Raw genomic sequence first — 16,102 nt, 5'->3', positions numbered from 1 at the left:
GGCCGCAGCGCGGGCAGGCCAGGCGCAGCCGCGGTACCCACAATTCCACCGCGTATTCGAACAGCGGCAGGTCCCGGATCCGGCGAACGGTCTGGTCGTGGATGGCCGCTACCGGCTGGTCACAGCCCGAACAAAGGCGCTCTGCGCCCTCTACGGGCGCCAGTTCCAGCACCGCCCAGAACTGGCCGCCCCGATCCTCCTGACGCCAATCCCATACGCGATAACCCTTCCAGCCACCCAGCTGGGACATACAATCCACTTCGGCCACGGCCGGCCCCGTTTTGTTGCCTCGAGAACAACAATTCTGCCGGGTCGGCCGTGCGCCTCTCTCCCCTCAGTTGGGAGAAGAACCAATTTTTGGGCGCGGTTTCCGCCATCATTGCGGGCACTCGCAAGCCGAACTTGCGCGCTGCCGCGAAAGCAAAGATTCCGGCGGCTGAGCGTATGCGCATAGCTGGTTCCGTTTCACTTGTCATTGGCCTGACTGAGATACTCCGGGCGGCGCCGCAGCGGGAGGGCTTCACTACCGGAGCGCAAGAAATAGCTGACCGCAAAGGCAGAGAGCCGATAGAGGTAGTGCGCGAATTGCAGAGCATAGCAAGGGGACAAATCGCGGCTGCCGCTGAAGAACTAGGCGTAAGCGCCGAAGCGATTGAAGACCTGTTGCGGGAACTACGGCGGCGCATATCGGACTGGCCGGCTGTGTAGTACAAGCGCGCTTGTACCCCTCGGGCAGTTTTTGTCCGCCCGATTCTCAGGCATAGCTTAGGCATCCGAAGCCGCCCATTCCGGCGCGGCATCGGACGATGCAATGCGACTCCCTGAGACTGGATTCCTGCGCCTGGCACAGATTGTCGGCACGCCTGCCGACCCCAAGCGAAAGCGGCCCGCTGTTCCCGGCCTGTTCCCTGTTTCCCGTTCTACCTGGTGGGCCGGCGTGCGCGATGGCCGCTACCCGCAACCCGTAAAGCTGGGCGAACGCTGCACGGCGTGGCGCGTGGAGGATATCCGCGCGCTGATCGAGGCCACCGGCAAGGAGGTGGCCTGATGCGATCCCCCCAGAAACGACGAAGCCCGCGCAAGGCGGGCAACGGGGCACAGGCTGGCGGGCTGAGTGCATGGCGAGTCTACCACAAGTCGTCACGGGCCGACCAGTGGCGCGACCGCCTGCCTGATCCGGCGAACTACTACAGCGCGCGCCTGCCGAAGCTGAGCCGCCCGAACGGGGCCGGCTGGGCGCAGGCCCGTTGCCCGTTCCACGAGGACCGCCATGCATCGCTGAGCGTGAACCTGGTGCATGGCGGCTGGCGATGCTTCGCCGGCTGTGGTGCGGGTGACCTGCTGAGCTTCCACGAGCGGCTGACCGGCATGAGCTTCCGCGATGCGGTGGCTGAGCTGACCGGGGGTGCCGCATGAGCGCCGTTCCCGTGGAAACTCCAAAGGATGCCGCGCGCAGACTGGCCGATGCTGCTATCCGTGACGGCTTCCGGCCCGCCGCCCTGCACGAATACCGCAATGCGGACGGGACGCCGGCCTATTGGCGCATCCGCTGCAAGCACCCCGGCTCCGGCGAAAAGTGGATTCGCCCGATGCGATGGAACGGCACCGGCTACGTACTGGGCGAGCCGCCCGCGCCGGCAACGGGCCGGGCGTTGTATCGCCTGCCCGAGCTGCTGGCGGCCGATCCGTCCGCGCCCGTCTGGATCGTGGAGGGGGAAGCCTGCGCCGATGCGCTGGCGAAGGCGGGCAAGGTGGCGACCACAAGCGGAAGCGCGTCGAGCGCGGATGCTGCCGACTGGTCGCCGCTGCGCGGCCGTAGCGCGATCCTGTGGCCCGACCATGACGAGGCCGGCACCAAGTATGCCGACGCCGTGGAAACCCGCCTGCGCGCGCTGGGCTGCGCTGTGGAGCGCGTCGACGTTGCGGCTCTGGGCCTGCCCGAGCATGGCGACGTGGTGGATTGGCTGGCGGCGAACCCCGGCGGCAACCTGGACACGCTGCCGATGGTGCACGACCCTGCTGTGAGGGTTGACGGCTTCGCGCCTGAGCCGCTGCGCCGGCCCGTGCCGCCGCCGGAGCCGTACCCCATTGCCGAGCTTGGGCCGATCCTGCAACCGGCAGCGGAAAGCCTGCGGCGCGTCATCCAAGCGCCGGATGCGGTGTGCGGAGCATCCGTCCTGGCGGCGGCATCGCTGGCCGCGCAGGCGCTCGCTAACGTTGAGATTGACGGGCGGGAAATCCCGCTATCACTCTGGATGCTGACCATTGCCGAGTCGGGCGAGCGGAAGAGCGCGGTAGACGCCGAAGCGATGCGGGCTGCGCGGGACTACGAAAAGGAACTGGCCAAGGGCTACGAGTTGGACTTGCGCACCCATGCGGCAGACGTGGCGGAATGGGAGGCGCGCTGCGCCGATGCCAGGAAGCAGGCCGGCAAGTCGAAGGGCGTGGGACTGGCGGACGCATTGAAGGCCATCGGCCCGGCCCCGCCGGCTCCGTTGATTCCGCGCTTGATTGTCGGGGACTTCACCGCCGAGGGCCTGGCAAAGCTGCTGGCGGGCGGCTGGCCGAGCGTTGGCGCGTTCACGGACGAGGCGGCGCTGGTCTTCGGTGGCCACGGCATGAGCAAGGAAGCCGTGGCCCGGACGGCGGGCACACTCTGCAAGCTGTGGGACAACGGCACGCTGGATCGCGTGCGCTCGCTGGATGGTGCGACCAAGTTGTATGGCCGCCGCCTGGCACTGCACCTGCTGGCGCAGCCTGTCATCGCCGAGCGGGCGCTGTCCGATGATGTTCTGGCCGGGCAAGGCTTCCTGGCGCGGTGCCTGTTGGCATGGCCCGAGTCGACGGCCGGGACGCGGGCGTATCGGCCGGAGAGCCTGCGCGATGATGCGGCACTGGCGCGCATGGCGTATCGGCTTGGGGAGCTGCACCGGCAGCCGCTACCGTTGGCGGAAGGGGAGCGGCAGGAACTGCGGCCGCGCGCGCTGCACCTGGACGCGACCGCGAAGGCGGTATGGGTGCAGCTTCACGATGCAGTGGAGGCCGGCATGAGGCCGGGCGGGCAGTTTGCGACCGTGAAGCCGTGGGCCAGTAAGACGCCGGAACAGGCGCTGCGAATTGCCGGGGTGTTGACTCTGCTGGAATCGACGGCGGCGCAGGAAATCGACGCCGGCACGATGGCGCGGGCGGCGGAACTGGCGCTGTGGCACCTGCACGAGGCCGTAAGGCTGGCCGGCACGGCGGAAGTCTCGCCGGAGGTTCGGGACGCGGAAGCGCTGCTCAAGTGGTGCCACGAAACCGGTCGGACCTTGCTGTATTCGACGGACGCCCTTCACAAAGGGCCCGCGCGCATCCGTGAGCGGGAAACCTTCGCGCGGGCAATGGGCGAGCTTGAACGGGCCGGCTGGGCTGAAGCCGTGGAAGGCGGCATGGAGCTAGACGGCCGTCACCGCCGGAACGTCTGGCGCATCGCACCGGAGGGCGGCTGAGATGGCCGGGCTACTCGCACGCCTGCTGCGTGATTCGGAAACCGGACCCGCTGCGATTCCTGCGATTACTGCGATTCTCGGCACCCCGACAGCCCAAAGAATCGCAGAATCGCAAAAATCGCAGGGGGGCGACGCTGAGAAAGCGAAGGAACAGCGCGCGCGGCTGCTGGCCCTGGCCGCCGATGAGGGGCTGCCGGCCGGGCTTGTGCACGGGCTGGCCGATGCCGATGCGGTCGCCTGCGCCGGCCTGCCCGATGACACCCTGCGGGCGTACCTGCTCGCACTGGAGGCCGGGCAGCAAATGGACGCGGGCATGGTGCCGCCGGGATGGGGCGAGCCTGTAGCGTGCACCTGCGAAGGCTGCGGCCCGGTCCTGCTGTGGCCGGGCTGTCCGCCGAAGGTAAAGGCGTGCCCGTGGTGTTTCAGGCGGAGGGTCGGAAAGGCGATCCCGCGCCCGCTGGTGGCCTGCGGCGATTGCCGGCACTCCCTGCCCGACACCGTGACCCCGCCCGCCGGCATGGGCGGCTGTGACCTGGGACACCTGTCACGCTGGCCGATGCAGCGCCACCGCTGCGGTGACTGGAGGCTGCGACGGCCGGGGGGGGGCAGTCGGGCTGGGCGGCGTGACCGTATGGGGGGCGGGGCAAAGCTCGACGGCCGAGGGTCCACGGACCAGCCGCCGCCCCACGGAGAGGTTTTTTTCGCCGCCGCGGAAATCGCGGATGCACCATTTCGGTGCAAACGACGGCATCGGCAAGGCCAAGCAGCGAACGGCTGGCGGTAACTTTGGCGGTAACTGCGCACCGCAAAACTGGCAAACCCGCACAGTTAGGGGCCTGTAGCCTGCTATTGTGTAGAGGCTACCGCGATCGCATCGCAGGCCGCTTTTTCGTTCAGCACACCATCTGCACCCATCGCCTCGACCGGGTGACACCTCCCGCCACGGTGCGTCATGGTTCTCCGGCGTGGTGCTGGTCATTTCCGGTTGCCCAGCTCGAACATCTGCCAGCCGTCGTAGAAGAACGTCCGGTCGAAGGGGGACTCGATCGTGGACGGGCTGAAGTTCCGGCCATCTTCAAACCTGCAGGCCGGATTTTCAGGGGGAGCGCAGATCAGCAGCCAGTATTTGTCGAAGCCTTTGTTCCGGTATGCGGGAAGACGCTCGGTTCTCCTGGCTATCGCGGCAGCAGGAACCTCGTCGGTCAACGCTTCGACCGGCCCCGCCTGGATGCATTGCCAAGGTCCCGGGTCCGGTTCGGACCAGAACTGCAACTGGAGGACATGGCCGGACAGCGGGCCCGGGATGTTGCGCGGCTCCACGGAGCTGATCCCGGAGTGCACGCTTCCAGGTGGATCCAGCAGGAATTGCGCCAGGGAACGGCCGGCCTCGCGCCTGTCCACTCCGCGGAGGTTGGTCCCCGGCAGGAAGGACAACTGGACCCGGACGGGTGGGCCGCCTGCATCGAGGTAGGCGCGTTCGGCGCGGCGGACTATCTCTTCCATCCAGGAGTACGACTCCCGCTCTTCGGGGGGCGTCTGGATCTGGGTGACTTCCACGCCTATGGAGCACCCATGCGCCGTGATGAGCACGTCGGGGCCGTCGTGGGGGGTCTTTCAATGGCGCGACGGTGTCGTGCGGGAAGCCGAGCCGGCGGAGGAGCCCGGCGACCATGCGCAATTCGAACGCTTTCTTGGCTGCCGTGGAGATGCTCCTGCTCCTTGCGCTGCGGGAGGCGTATGAGCAACCGGACGCAATGTCAAGGCCGGGACCGGGGCGTCGGAGGGCAGGACTTTCATCCCTGTCGGGTGCAGAGCTCGCCCTCCGGCGCCAGCCCGGCCTCGGCCAGCATGCAGTTCAGGCGCTGGTGGATGTAGGCCTCCAGTTCCGCCGGGGGATCGGCGGTCAGCGGCCGGGCCTCGCGGGCGAAGGCTTCCAGCGCCCGGTCAGGTTTGCACTGGCCGGGGAGGACGGGCAGGCGGCGTTCCAGGCGGGCCAGTTCGGCTTCGATGTGGGGGCGGGCGTCCATGGCCCCATCCTCGGCCCGGGGCCGTCAACCGCCCGTGTCGCGGACGTGGCCGTGGCGTGAGGCGGGCGGGCTGGTGGTGCCGCATGCCGGCTGCCTATCCTGGGCGGGGTTTGTGACGGGGGAGCGCGATGCGCGAGGCATCCTTCGCGGCGATGCTCGGGTTGGCGGCGGTGCTGGCGGCCGGCGTCGCGCGGGCCGACGGCCCGCGGGCCCCGCCGCCCGGCGCCGGGGCGGTGGTGGAAATGGCGCCGGTGGTGGTCACCGGGGCGCAGCCGGGGCCGGGCCTGTGGCGGGTCAGCCGCGACGGCCACGTGCTCCACATCCTCGGCACGCAGTCGCCGCTGCCGGGCGACATCCAGTGGCAGGCCGACGAGGTGCGCCAGGTGCTGGCCGAGGCCGGCGCGGTGCTGCAGGCGCCGGAGGTGGGCGTCAAGGCCGACGTGGGCCTGCTGCGCGGCCTGGTGCTGGTGCCGGCGGCTTACCGGGCCATGCGCAATCCCGGCGGCAGGAGCCTGCAGCAGGTGCTGCCGCCGGACCTGTACGCGCGCTGGAGCCGGCTGAAGGCGCGCTACCTGGGCCGCGAGCGCGGCATCGGGAAGCGCCGTCCGGAGATCGCCGCCTACCAGCTGTACCGGGCTGCGCGGGAGGAGCACGGCCTGCGCGCCGACGGCGACCGGGTGGTCTGGCCGCTGATCGCCTCGGTGGTGGACACGCGCGGCCTGCAGCCGGTGGCCACCGGGGGGGAGATAAAGGTGGAGGATCCGCGCCGGGCGCTGGCCGAGTTCCGCGCCGAGCCGCTGTGGCCGCAGGACCTGGAGTGCTTCCGCCGCACCCTGGACCTGGTCGAACACCAGCTGCCGCAAGCGGTGCGCCGCGCCAACGCCTGGGCCACCGGCGACATCGCCGCCCTGCGCGCGATGCCCGACGACGGCGGCCAGGCCTCCGCCTGCCTCGCCGCCTGGATGGCCTCCGACACCGCGCGCCGGCGGGCTGGACGACATCGAGGCACGGGTGCGCGGGCGCTGGGTGGAGGCGGCGCTGGCGGCGCTGGAGGCACATCCGGTCTCCTTCGCCGTGCTGCCGATCGGCCACCTGCTGCACGACCGGCACGGCTTCATCGCGGCGCTGCGGGCGCGCGGCTGCCGGGTGCAGGCGCCGGACGGGGAGGACGCGGAAACCGGGGTGGAGGCGGACGCCGCGCCGCCGGAAGCGGCGCGGCCTTAGCGGCCGTGGCCGGCTTCAGGCGCCGGCCGCGTGGGGCAGGGTGGCGTCGGCCAGCCGGGGCCAACGCTTGAGCACCGCCGCGCGGATGCCGGCCGCGTCGATGCCGGCCTCGGCCAGCAGGTCCTCGCGGCTGGCGTGGTGCTGGAAGGCGTCGGGCAGCCCCAGGTGCAGCACCGGCAGCACCACGCCCTCGGCGGCCAGCAGCTCGGACACGCCCGAGCCGGCGCCGCCGGCCACCACGTTGTCCTCGATGGTGACGAAGCCCTCGTGGGTGCGCGCCAGCTCCAGGATGAGGGCGCGGTCCAGCGGCTTGACGAAGCGCATGTTGACCACGGTCAGGCCCAGCTCGGCGCCGACCTCCTCGGCCGCGGCGACGGTGGCGCCGAAGGCCAGCAGGGCGATCGGGCCGCCGCTGCGGCGCAGCTGCGCCCTGCCGATGGGCAGGGTCTCCAGGGCCGGATCCACGGCCACGCCGGGGCCGGTGCCGCGCGGGTAGCGCACCGCGGCCGGGCCGGGGTGGCGCAGGCCGGTGGTGAGCATCTGCCGGCACTCGTTCTCGTCGGCCGGCGCCATCACCGTCATGTTGGGCACGCAGCGCAGGTAGCTGAGGTCCAGGTTGCCGGCATGGGTGGCGCCGTCGGGGCCGACCACGCCGCCGCGGTCGATGGCGAACAGTACGTCCAGGTTCTGGGTGGCCACGTCGTGGACCAGCTGGTCGTAGCCGCGCTGCAGGAAGGTGGAGTAGATCGCCACCACCGGCTTGGCGCCCTGGGTGGCCATGCCCGCGGCCAGGGTCACCGCGTGCTGCTCGGCGATGGCCACGTCGAAGTAGCGCTCCGGGTATTCCCTGCTGAAGCGCACCAGGCCCGAGCCCTCGCGCATGGCCGGGGTGATGGCCAGCAGGCGCGGCTCGGCCGCGGCCATGTCGCACAGCCAGTCGCTGAAGATGTCGGTGTAGGTGGGCTTCCTGGCGCCGGGCTTGGCCACCACGCCCTTGGCCGGGTCGAACGGGCCGACGGCGTGGTAGCCGATCTGGTCGTCCTCGGCCAGGTGGTAGCCCTTGCCCTTGGTGGTGATCACGTGCAGCAGCTGCGGGCCCTTGAGGGTGCGCAGGGTGCGCAGTGCCCCCAGCAGCGCCGGCAGGTCATGGCCGTCGATCGGGCCGGTGTAGTGGAAGCCCATCTCCTCGAACAGCGTGGAGGGCACGAACATGCCCTTCCAGTGTTCCTCCCAGCGCTTGACGAAGCGCGCCGGCGGCTTGTTCTTGTCGCCCAGCAGCTTCTTGCCGCCCTCGCGGATCCGGTTGAGGGTCTGGCTGCTGGACAGCCGGCCCAGCATCTTGGTCAGTCCGCCCACGTTCTCGGAGATGGACATCCGGTTGTCGTTGAGGATGACCAGCAGGTCCGGCTCCGGTTCCATGCCGCCGGCGTGGTTCAGGGCCTCGTAGGCCATGCCGGCGGTCATCGCGCCGTCGCCGATCACCGCCACCACCTTGCGCGGGTCGCCGGCGCGCTGCAGGGCCACGGCCATGCCCAGCGCGGCGGAGATGGAGGTGGAGGAGTGGCCGACGCCGAAGGTGTCGTACTCGCTTTCCTCGCGCTTGGGGAAGGGGGCGATGCCGCCCTTCTGCTTGACCGTGTGGATGCGGTCGCGGCGGCCGGTGAGGATCTTGTGCGGGTAGGTCTGGTGCCCCACGTCCCACACCAGCAGATCCTTCGGCGTCTCGTACAGGTAGTGCAGGGCGACGGTCAGCTCGATCACGCCCAGGCCGGCGGCGAAGTGGCCGCCGCTGCGCCCGACCGATTCGATCAGGAAGGCGCGCAGCTCCTCCGCCACCGCCGGCAGCTCGGCCTCGTCGAACTTGCGCAGGTCGGCCGGCGAGTCGATGCGCGAAAGGCGCGGGTAACGGGAGGAGTCGATGCTCATCGGGAGGGAGTCGTGAGGATCGCCCATTTTCCTCCCGGTTCATGGCGGGGGGCAAGCAAGCCCGTTCAGGAGGCGCTCCGGGGCGGGCCCGCCTCAGGCGCAGAGCTTGGAGCGGCTGGGCAGCTGCGCCTTCAGGAAGGCCATCTGGTCGGCCAGGATGTTGCGGTTGGAGAGGATCAGGTGTTCGATCCAGCTGGGCCGGTACGGCACCGCCAGCAGCGGCATGTTGGCCTGGGCCGGGGTGCGGTTGCCCTTGCGCGAGTTGCACTGGAAGCAGGCGGTGACCACGTTCTCCCACACGTCCCTGCCGCCGCGGGACAGGGGCAGGACGTGGTCGCGGGTCAGGTACGGGCGCGGGAACTGCCCGCCGCAGTACATGCACAGGTAGGCATCGCGGGCGAACAGGGCGGAGTTGGTCAGCGCCGGGGTCGGGTCCAGGGCGCGGTTCCGCGGGTGGCCGCGGGTGGCGATGATCGGGTGCAGCTCGATGACGCTGCGGTCGCCGGTGAGGCGGTTGGTGCCGCCGTGCACGCGCATGCAGGGTTCGCCGATGGTCCAGGCCACCGCGTCGCGCGCGTACAGGCAGGTGGCTTCCTGCCAGTGGATCCAGCTCATGGCGCGGCCATGGGAATCCAGGGACAGGACCCGCAGGTTGGGCGAGAAGGGCCGCCCCGCGACCGGGGACGCGCGCGGCGCCTCCGTTCCGGCGTAGATCAGACCTGTCCTGGCAGCGTCCGTCTCCATCGGGAATCGAGCTTATACCCGATCGGAGACGGTTTGTGTACCGCGTTCAGCGCAGCACGCCTTCCAGCCCCGGGGCGGGGTTGAGCGCGCTCTGGCCGTCCCCCTTGAATTCCCGGGCCTTGCCGGCCTCGTCGGGCGTGGCCCGGACCGTGCCCTCCAGCCGGTAGGAGAGGGCGCGCCGGGAGGCCAGCGCGTCGGCCACCGCCAGCCGCGCCATCGGCTGCGGGCGCAGGGTCACCTGGACCACGTCGGCCGCGGTCGGGCCGATGGACAGGGCGGGCGAGGCCTCCAGGGTGCCGGCCGGGTGCTCGTCCACGCTCAGCTCCAGGCGGACGTGGTCGAAGCGCATGGACACGCTGCTGTAGTTGTGCAGGCGCACGTCCACGGTCCAGCTGCCGTCGGCCTGGACCTGCAGCTGCTGGACCATGGCCGCCGGCGGCGAGACGCGCTTGGCGCCGCCGGCGCAGCCGGCGCCCAGGGCCGCCGCCGCCAGCAGGGCCAGGGTGGCGAGGATGTGCAGGATCCGCTTCATGCCGCCTCCGAGAACCGCGAGGGCGGCAGGATACTACGGCTCGGGCAGCGGCTCGCGCAGCGGGGCGGCGAGCACCAGCGGCGCAAGGTCGTAGCCCATGGCTTCGGCGCGGCCGCGCAGCTGCTCGAACAGGGTGCGGTCCATCGCCGGTTCGCGCGAGAGGATCCAAAGGTAGTCGCGGTCCGGGTCGCCCACCACCGCCCACTGGTAGTCCGGGTCCAGGGCGATCACCCAGTAGTCGGCCCACACGAACGGAACCCACGCCAGCCAGTCCGGGGCGAAGCGCACGCGCAGCCGGCCCGGGTGGCCGGGCACCGGGCGGGCCACGCCGTCGACCTCGATACGGTTGCCGTCGTGGGTGCGGCAGGCGTTGTGGACGCTGATGGTGCCGTCGCTGCGCAGCGCGTACTGGGCGGTGATGTCGCCGGCACAGCGCCGCTGGAAGGACAGCGGCAGGTGCGCGATCTCGTACCAGAGGCCGGCATAGCGCGACAGGTCCAGCTCGGGCACCGAGGCGACCGGGCCGGCGGCCCGGGCGGGGGCGGGGAACAGCGCCAGGCACAGCAGCAGCGGGATCAGCGCACGCATGGAGCCTCCTCCGGGCGACCTGCGGCCGATCCTAGCATCCAGGATGGTGGCCCCCGCGTCCACGCGGGGCGCGCGGGTCAGCAGGACAGGCGGCGGGGCGGCTGGCCGTAGCGGGAGACCTGCACCAGCACGGGGTGGTTGCGCAGGCGGGTGGCGTCGGCCAGCAGCAGCGCCAGGTCCAGCGCCGATTCCTCGTCCGGATACACCGCCAGGGCGCGCCCGTTGTCGAACACGGTGCAGCCTCGGTGGTCCTTGGCGACAGTCAGCACTCGATGTTCCATGGCCTTGCGTGTGGGCGGGGCTTCGGGTGGCCGCCATCATGCACGTCGCGCCTGGTGCCACCATCGGCTGGTGGCGCAGTGAGGTGTAGGAAAATTCCGCCCAGATGGGCCGGATGCCACGCAGGCGGGCGCCGTTGCACGGCACCGCTGCAACGGAAAAGGGCCTGCTTCGCAGCAGGCCCTTTTTCGAATCCGATGGTGGCCGGGGAGGGAATCGAACCCCCGACACGGGGATTTTCAGTCCCCTGCTCTACCAACTGAGCTACCCGGCCGGTGTTCCGTGGCGGCGGTGCCGCGACGAGGAGCGGCATGATAGCGGGGACGGAACGTCCCGACAAGCCTCATCCACGCTGAACATCCTTCGCCGGGCACGTTGGCGGGCGAGGGGTGGCGCGGGATGATCGCCGCAGTCGTCCGTACGGGAGCATTCGCGATGAGGAAGAGCCTGACCATGCTTGCGCTGGCGGCCGTGCTCGGCGGTTGCGCCGGCATGCCGCGGATGAGCGATGCCGAGCGCCTGGCGCTGTACCGCTCGCACGCCGGCGAGGAGGTGCGCAGCTTCACCCTGTTCGGCCGCCCGAGCGGCTGGACCCCGCTGGGCGAGGAGGCGCTGGTGGTGTGGACGCGGCCGTGCGAGGCCTGGCTGCTGGAGCTGGCCGGGCGCTGCCAGGACCTGGACCACGCCCCGGGCATGACCCTCACCAGCACCGGCAGCCAGGTGCAGGCGCGCTTCGACGAGGTGATCCCGCTGGGGCCGGGGGTGAGCGAGGTGGGGCGGATTCCCTGCCGCATCCAGAGCATCCGCCGGGTGGATGTGGCCGGCCTGCGCCAGGCCCAGCAGGAACTGCGCGAGGCCGCGGTGAAGCAGCGCGAGGCGGAAGCCACGCCGTAGGGCCGGCGCGGCAGGGCGCCCGGGCGCGTGCCGGCGCGGGACGCGCAGTCAGTCCGCGGTCGGTGGCACGTAGCCGGCCGGCTTCTCCGCACCGCCGCCGAACAGGAACTTCTCCATCTCCGCCTCGAGGAAGGCGCGGTGCTTCGGGTCGCGCGGGGACAGGCGGTTCTCGTTGATCAGCATGGTCTGGTGCGCCAGCCAGGCGTTCCAGGCGTTCTTGCCGATGTGGGCGTGGATGCGCCGGCCCAGTTCGCCCGGCCAGGGGACGAAGTCCAGGCCTTCGGTTTCGCGCTTTTCGTACTGGCAGTAGACGGTGCGGGGCATCTTCAGGGTCCGGTGAGCTTGCGGATCGGGGCGGGCAGGGCGAGGGCGTGCAGTTCCGCGCGTGCCACCCAGCGCAGGTCGGGATTGTCGCCCGCCGCCGGCCGCGGCGCGACCCGGCGCAGGCGCAGCGGGCGCAGGCGCAGGCGGTAGTGGCTGAAGGCGTGCGGCAGCTCGGGCAGCGGCTCGGGCGCCCAGCGGCCCTGCAGGTGGCGCCTGAACCAGGCGCGCGCGGCGGCCTCGTCCTCGGCCTCCGGCAGCGACCACAGCGTGGCCCACACGCCGGTGGGCGGGCGCCGCTGCAGCAGCAGGCGGCCCTCCGCATCCTCGGCCAGCAGCACCACCGCGCTGCGCTCGGGCAACACCCTGGCCGGGCGCGGTGCGGGCAGTTCCCCGGTGCGGCCCGCGCCCAGGGCCACGCAGGCGTCGTTGAGCGGGCACAGCACGCAGGCCGGCTGCGCGCGCGTGCACAGGGTGGCGCCGAAATCCATCTGCGCCTGGGTGTAGTCGGCCAGGCGTGCGTGCGGCAGGTGCGATTCGGCCAACGCCCACAGGCGCTTCTCCACCGCCGGCAGGCCGGGCCAGCCCTCGACGCCGTGGTAGCGGGCCAGCACACGCTTGACGTTGCCGTCCAGGATCGGGAAGCGGTCGCCCCAGGCCTGGGCCAGGATCGCGCCGGCGGTGCTGCGGCCGATGCCCGGCAGCGCGGTCAGTGCCTCCAGGTCGCGCGGCAGCTCGCCGCCGTGGCGCTCCACGCACAGCCTGGCCGCCGCGTGCAGGTTGCGGGCGCGCGAGTAGTAGCCCAGCCCGGCCCAGTGCGCCATCACCGCGTCGGCCGGCGCCGCGGCCAGCGCCGGCAGGTCGGGGAAAGCGCGCACGAAGCGCTCGAAGTAGGGGATGACCGTGGCCACCTGGGTCTGCTGCAGCATCACCTCCGACAGCCACACCCGGTAGGGCGTGCGCGGATGCTGCCAGGGCAGGTCGTGGCGGCCGTGGCGGTCGAACCAGGCCAGCAGGCGCGCGGCAAAGCCGTCGTCGCCGGCCGCGGCCGGTGGCACCGCGGCGGGGGCGGTGCGGCGCGCGCGCGGCATCAGGCGTTGCCCAGGGTTTCCGGCAGCAGGGCGTCCACGAAGGCTTCCGGGTCGAACACGCGCAGGTCCTCCGGGCGCTCGCCGATGCCGGCGAAACGGATCGGGATGCCGAACTCGCGCGCCAGGGCGAACACCACGCCGCCCTTGGCGGTGCCGTCCAGCTTGGTCACCACCAGTCCAGTCACGCCCACCGCGGCGTGGAACTGGCGCAGCTGGCTGAGCGCGTTCTGGCCGGTCGTGCCGTCGATCACCATCAGCACCTCGTGCGGCGCGGCCGGGTCCAGCTTCTGCAGCACGCGCTTGATCTTGCCCAGCTCGTTCATCAGGCCGACCTGGGTGTGCAGGCGGCCGGCCGTGTCGGCGATCAGCACCTGGATGCCGCGGGCCCTGGCCGCCTGCAGGGCGTCGTAGGCCACCGAAGCCGGATCGGCGTTCTGGCCCTGGGCGATCACGGTCACCCCGTTGCGTTCGCCCCAAGCCTGCAGCTGCGCCACCGCGGCGGCGCGGAAGGTGTCGCCGGCGGCCAGCATCAGGCTGTGGCCCTCCTCGCGGAAGCGGCGGGCCAGCTTGCCGATGGTCGTGGTCTTGCCCACGCCGTTGACGCCCACGGTCAGCAGCACGAACGGCCTGGCCGCGGGGTCGATGCGCAGTGGCCGCGACACCGGGCGCAGCATCTCCACCAGGTCGGCGCGCAGGGCGGCGAGCATGGCGCGGGCGTCGGCGAACTCGCGTGCCTTCATGCGCTTGCGCAGCGACTCCACCAGGGCGGTGGTGGCCGGCACGCCGACGTCGGCGGTCAGCAGGGCGGTCTCGATCTCCTCCAGCAGCGCCTCGTCCAGCTTCGGGTTGCGCGAGAACAGGCCGCCCAGGCCCAGCGCGGCGCTGGTGCGGCGCAGGCGCTCGAGCCAGCCGCGCCTGCCGGCCGGCGCGGCCGGCGCGGCCGGCGGCTCGGCGGCTGGCTCGGCCTCGGCCGGTCCGGCGGGCGTGGGCGTGGGCGTGGGCGTGGCGCCGGTCTCGGGCGCCTGCGCGGCGGTTTCCGGCGCCGGCTGCGGCGCGGCCGCATCGGCCGCCGTCGGCTCCGCCGCTGCCCCGGCCGGCGCCTCGCCGGCGGGCGCCTGCGGGAACGCGGCGGCCAGCTCCTCCGCGCTGAAGCGGCTGCCGGAGGACGGCGGCGCGGGCGGAGTTTCGGGCTTCTTGCGGCGGAAGAAACTGATCATTGCGCGGGAATGTCGGAAAATGCCGCACATGCTAGCAAAGCCGACGTGTATGCCCCCTGCGGCGATCCCTTCGCGGAGCGGCCGATGAGCCGCCGTCCCCCGGCCCGTGGCGCCGCCCCGCGCCAGCCCGGCGTGGTGCGCATCATCGGCGGCCGCTGGCGCGGCACCCGCCTGCCGGTGGCCGATGCCCCCGGCCTGCGTCCGACCTCCGACCGCGTGCGCGAGACCCTGTTCAACTGGCTGATGCCGGCGCTGCCGGGCGCGCGCGTGCTGGACCTGTTCGCCGGCACCGGCGCGCTGGGGCTGGAGGCGGTCTCGCGCGGGGCCGCGCACGCCACCCTGGTGGAACGCGATCCGGCCCTGGCCGCCGCCCTGGCCGGCCACGTGGAGCGGTTGCGCGCGCACGACCGGGTGCGGGTGGTGCGCGAGGACGCGCTGCGCTGGCTGGCTGCGGCCACGCCGGAGCCGTTCGACATCGTGTTCCTCGATCCCCCGTTCGCCGCCGCACTGTGGGAGCCGGCGCTGCGCGCGCTGGCGCCGTGGCTGGCGCCGGGCGGCTGGCTGTACGTGGAGTCGCCGCCGGGGGCGGCGCCCGCGCCGCCTCCGGGCTGGCTGCCGCACCGCGAGCTGCGCACCGCGCAGGCGCGTGCTGCACTGTACCGTGGCCCCGGGAACACGCGCGCTGATACACTCGCCGGCGCCCACCCAGCCCCCTGAGTGAACGCCTGTGGCCAACAGCCGCACCGCCGTCTATCCCGGTACCTTCGACCCGATCACCAACGGTCACATCGACCTGGTGGCGCGCGCGGCGCCGCTGTTCGACCGCATCGTCGTGGGCGTGGCCGCCAGCCCGACCAAGGGCCCGACCCTGCCGCTGGAGCTGCGCGTGCGCCTGGCCCGCGAGGCCCTGGCCGGCCATCCCAACGTGGAGGTGCGCGGCTTCGACACGCTGCTGGCGCACTTCGTGCGCGAGGTGGGGGCCGGGGTGCTGCTGCGCGGCCTGCGCGCGGTGTCCGACTTCGAGTACGAGTTCCAGATGGCGAGCATGAACCGCCGCCTGATCCCGGAGGTCGAGACCCTGTTCCTGACCCCGGCCGAACAGTACAGCTTCATCTCATCCTCGCTGGTGCGCGAGATCGCCCGACTGGGAGGCGACGTCTCGGGCTTCGTGACGCCGGCGGTGGCCGCGGCCCTGCAGGCGGCATGGCGGGGCGAGGCGAATTCCGACTGATCTCTCAATCCAAGTACCCCAAGGGAGGTTTCCCATGAACCGCAATACCCGCGTGCTGCTGGCCGTCTGCCTGGCCTCGACCCTGGCGCTGTCCGGCTGCAATAAGGACGAGGCGCAGGTGGCCAACGAGGCCGCCGAGGCCAAGGTGCTGACCGCTCCGCCGCGCGACGACGACGCCGCGTGGAAGGCCTACCTGCCGCAGGTGGTGCAGGAGAACATGGGCACCATCACCAACAACCCGTTCCTGTACTACCTGCCGCCGGAGTCGGACCCGGAGTTCGAGGCCAAGTACCAGCGCCAGGTCGAGGCGGCCACCACCGCCATGGCCCGCGGCATCCAGAAGGGCAACCTGCTGGCCTTCGGCTCGCCGGCGTCCGCGCGCATGGCCGACCTGATCGAGGTGGCGTTCAAGGACGTGCCGGCCGACACCATGAAGGGCGTGCGCATCCTGTTCATCGGCGACGCGGCCGACAACCCGCGCGTCGAGGCGGCGATCGCCCCAACCGGCGCCGAGTACGTGTTCATCGAAGCCAAGTAAGG

Annotated in this window: 18 protein-coding genes, 1 tRNA gene and 1 pseudogene; 8 read left to right on the top strand and 12 right to left on the bottom strand. The window is 71.7% G+C overall.

The features are described 5' to 3' along the window. A pseudogene (locus CR938_RS00605) lies at nt 1–94 on the bottom strand (hypothetical protein); the annotation flags it as partial. Between the two features lie 717 nt (nt 95–811). Between CR938_RS00605 and CR938_RS00600 the strand changes: the two are divergent. From CR938_RS00600 to CR938_RS00590, 3 genes are read left to right on the top strand one after another with little or no spacing between them, the layout of a single operon-like run. Next, nucleotides 812–1,048: a helix-turn-helix transcriptional regulator gene (locus tag CR938_RS00600; RefSeq protein ID WP_162123131.1), complete on the top strand. Its 237-nt coding sequence runs from the start codon at nt 812–814 to the stop codon at nt 1,046–1,048. Further along, nucleotides 1,048–1,416, top strand: coding sequence for a CHC2 zinc finger domain-containing protein (locus CR938_RS00595; protein ID WP_162123130.1), 369 nt, complete (start codon nt 1,048–1,050; stop codon nt 1,414–1,416). The genes CR938_RS00600 and CR938_RS00595 overlap by 1 nt, the downstream gene beginning before the upstream one ends. Next, nucleotides 1,413–3,488, top strand: a complete 2,076-nt coding sequence (locus CR938_RS00590) for a YfjI family protein (protein ID WP_162123129.1) — start codon at nt 1,413–1,415, stop codon at nt 3,486–3,488. The genes CR938_RS00595 and CR938_RS00590 overlap by 4 nt, the downstream gene beginning before the upstream one ends. Before the next feature lie 975 nt (nt 3,489–4,463). Here the strand turns inward: CR938_RS00590 and CR938_RS00585 are convergent. Then, a complete protein-coding gene (locus CR938_RS00585) occupies nt 4,464–5,045 on the bottom strand; it encodes a hypothetical protein (RefSeq protein WP_162123128.1) in 582 nt (193 codons plus the stop codon). A gap of 236 nt (nt 5,046–5,281) precedes the next feature. Then, nucleotides 5,282–5,515: a hypothetical protein gene (locus CR938_RS00580; protein WP_162123127.1), complete on the bottom strand. Its 234-nt coding sequence runs from the start codon at nt 5,513–5,515 to the stop codon at nt 5,282–5,284. 128 nt (nt 5,516–5,643) lie between these two features. Here CR938_RS00580 and CR938_RS00575 point away from each other — a divergent pair, with 128 nt between their 5' ends. Next, nucleotides 5,644–6,810, top strand: a complete 1,167-nt coding sequence (locus CR938_RS00575) for a TraB/GumN family protein (protein WP_162123126.1) — start codon at nt 5,644–5,646, stop codon at nt 6,808–6,810. Here CR938_RS00575 and dxs read toward each other — a convergent pair. The 6 genes from dxs to CR938_RS00545 all read right to left on the bottom strand — a co-directional run bounded on the left by dxs (nt 6,755) and on the right by CR938_RS00545 (nt 11,082). Further along, nucleotides 6,755–8,665 carry a 1-deoxy-D-xylulose-5-phosphate synthase gene (gene dxs, locus CR938_RS00570; RefSeq protein WP_162123125.1) on the bottom strand — a complete coding sequence of 637 codons (1,911 nt, stop codon included), beginning with the start codon at nt 8,663–8,665 and terminating at the stop codon, nt 6,755–6,757. The genes CR938_RS00575 and dxs overlap by 56 nt on opposite strands. A gap of 93 nt (nt 8,666–8,758) precedes the next feature. Further along, nucleotides 8,759–9,409 carry an HNH endonuclease gene (locus CR938_RS00565; protein ID WP_162123124.1) on the bottom strand — a complete coding sequence of 217 codons (651 nt, stop codon included), beginning with the start codon at nt 9,407–9,409 and terminating at the stop codon, nt 8,759–8,761. 46 nt (nt 9,410–9,455) lie between these two features. Next, nucleotides 9,456–9,941, bottom strand: coding sequence for an LEA/WHy family protein (locus CR938_RS00560; protein WP_162123123.1), 486 nt, complete (start codon nt 9,939–9,941; stop codon nt 9,456–9,458). Nucleotides 9,942–9,974: 33 nt separating this feature from the next. Next, complete coding sequence (locus CR938_RS00555) at nt 9,975–10,529, bottom strand: lipocalin family protein (protein WP_162123122.1); 555 nt, start codon at nt 10,527–10,529, stop codon at nt 9,975–9,977. Between the two features lie 77 nt (nt 10,530–10,606). After that, nucleotides 10,607–10,798, bottom strand: coding sequence for a hypothetical protein (locus CR938_RS00550; protein ID WP_162123121.1), 192 nt, complete (start codon nt 10,796–10,798; stop codon nt 10,607–10,609). A 208-nt stretch (nt 10,799–11,006) separates the two neighbouring features. Beyond that, nucleotides 11,007–11,082: transfer RNA gene (locus tag CR938_RS00545), tRNA-Phe, on the bottom strand. Between the two features lie 161 nt (nt 11,083–11,243). Here CR938_RS00545 and CR938_RS00540 point away from each other — a divergent pair. Next, the gene (locus CR938_RS00540) at nt 11,244–11,702 is read left to right on the top strand and encodes a DUF6491 family protein (RefSeq protein ID WP_162123120.1); all 459 of its coding nucleotides are present in this window, start codon (nt 11,244–11,246) and stop codon (nt 11,700–11,702) included. A gap of 48 nt (nt 11,703–11,750) precedes the next feature. Here CR938_RS00540 and CR938_RS00535 read toward each other — a convergent pair whose 3' ends face one another. From CR938_RS00535 to ftsY, 3 genes are read right to left on the bottom strand one after another with little or no spacing between them, the layout of a single operon-like run. Then, a complete protein-coding gene (locus CR938_RS00535) occupies nt 11,751–12,026 on the bottom strand; it encodes an oxidative damage protection protein (RefSeq protein WP_162123119.1) in 276 nt (91 codons plus the stop codon). Between the two features lie 2 nt (nt 12,027–12,028). Beyond that, complete coding sequence (gene mutY, locus CR938_RS00530) at nt 12,029–13,114, bottom strand: A/G-specific adenine glycosylase (protein WP_162123118.1); 1,086 nt, start codon at nt 13,112–13,114, stop codon at nt 12,029–12,031. Continuing rightward, the gene (gene ftsY / locus CR938_RS00525) at nt 13,114–14,331 is read right to left on the bottom strand and encodes a signal recognition particle-docking protein FtsY (protein WP_162123117.1); all 1,218 of its coding nucleotides are present in this window, start codon (nt 14,329–14,331) and stop codon (nt 13,114–13,116) included. The genes mutY and ftsY overlap by 1 nt, the downstream gene beginning before the upstream one ends. Nucleotides 14,332–14,415: 84 nt before the next feature. Here ftsY and rsmD point away from each other — a divergent pair, with 84 nt between their 5' ends. From rsmD to CR938_RS00510, 3 genes are read left to right on the top strand one after another with little or no spacing between them, the layout of a single operon-like run. Further along, a complete protein-coding gene (gene rsmD / locus CR938_RS00520; RefSeq protein ID WP_162123116.1) occupies nt 14,416–15,048 on the top strand; it encodes a 16S rRNA (guanine(966)-N(2))-methyltransferase RsmD in 633 nt (210 codons plus the stop codon). A gap of 10 nt (nt 15,049–15,058) precedes the next feature. Next, complete coding sequence (gene coaD / locus CR938_RS00515) at nt 15,059–15,562, top strand: pantetheine-phosphate adenylyltransferase (RefSeq protein WP_162123115.1); 504 nt, start codon at nt 15,059–15,061, stop codon at nt 15,560–15,562. 34 nt (nt 15,563–15,596) lie between these two features. Next, complete coding sequence (locus CR938_RS00510; RefSeq protein ID WP_162123114.1) at nt 15,597–16,100, top strand: hypothetical protein; 504 nt, start codon at nt 15,597–15,599, stop codon at nt 16,098–16,100. Nucleotides 16,101–16,102: the final 2 nt, after the last annotated feature.

This window comes from Pseudoxanthomonas taiwanensis, from assembly GCF_010093135.1.
Taxonomy (GTDB): Bacteria; Pseudomonadota; Gammaproteobacteria; order Xanthomonadales; family Xanthomonadaceae; genus Pseudoxanthomonas; species Pseudoxanthomonas taiwanensis.
The sequence above is the reverse complement of the archived record's forward strand: the minus strand, read 5'-3'. Positions and strand labels throughout refer to the sequence as shown.

What these genes read in the sequence shown, in the direction of transcription:
- CR938_RS00600 (WP_162123131.1), top strand. Translation starts at nt 812, where the DNA reads ATGCGACTCCCTGAGACTGGATTCCTGCGCCTGGCACAGATTGTCGGC.
- CR938_RS00595 (WP_162123130.1), top strand. Translation starts at nt 1,048, where the DNA reads ATGCGATCCCCCCAGAAACGACGAAGCCCGCGCAAGGCGGGCAACGGG.
- CR938_RS00590 (WP_162123129.1), top strand. Translation starts at nt 1,413, where the DNA reads ATGAGCGCCGTTCCCGTGGAAACTCCAAAGGATGCCGCGCGCAGACTG.
- CR938_RS00580 (WP_162123127.1), bottom strand. Translation starts at nt 5,515, where the DNA reads ATGGACGCCCGCCCCCACATCGAAGCCGAACTGGCCCGCCTGGAACGC.
- CR938_RS00575 (WP_162123126.1), top strand. Translation starts at nt 5,644, where the DNA reads ATGCGCGAGGCATCCTTCGCGGCGATGCTCGGGTTGGCGGCGGTGCTG.
- dxs (WP_162123125.1), bottom strand. Translation starts at nt 8,665, where the DNA reads ATGAGCATCGACTCCTCCCGTTACCCGCGCCTTTCGCGCATCGACTCG.
- CR938_RS00565 (WP_162123124.1), bottom strand. Translation starts at nt 9,409, where the DNA reads ATGGAGACGGACGCTGCCAGGACAGGTCTGATCTACGCCGGAACGGAG.
- CR938_RS00560 (WP_162123123.1), bottom strand. Translation starts at nt 9,941, where the DNA reads ATGAAGCGGATCCTGCACATCCTCGCCACCCTGGCCCTGCTGGCGGCG.
- CR938_RS00555 (WP_162123122.1), bottom strand. Translation starts at nt 10,529, where the DNA reads ATGCGTGCGCTGATCCCGCTGCTGCTGTGCCTGGCGCTGTTCCCCGCC.
- CR938_RS00540 (WP_162123120.1), top strand. Translation starts at nt 11,244, where the DNA reads ATGAGGAAGAGCCTGACCATGCTTGCGCTGGCGGCCGTGCTCGGCGGT.
- CR938_RS00535 (WP_162123119.1), bottom strand. Translation starts at nt 12,026, where the DNA reads ATGCCCCGCACCGTCTACTGCCAGTACGAAAAGCGCGAAACCGAAGGC.
- mutY (WP_162123118.1), bottom strand. Translation starts at nt 13,114, where the DNA reads ATGCCGCGCGCGCGCCGCACCGCCCCCGCCGCGGTGCCACCGGCCGCG.
- ftsY (WP_162123117.1), bottom strand. Translation starts at nt 14,331, where the DNA reads ATGATCAGTTTCTTCCGCCGCAAGAAGCCCGAAACTCCGCCCGCGCCG.
- rsmD (WP_162123116.1), top strand. Translation starts at nt 14,416, where the DNA reads ATGAGCCGCCGTCCCCCGGCCCGTGGCGCCGCCCCGCGCCAGCCCGGC.
- CR938_RS00510 (WP_162123114.1), top strand. Translation starts at nt 15,597, where the DNA reads ATGAACCGCAATACCCGCGTGCTGCTGGCCGTCTGCCTGGCCTCGACC.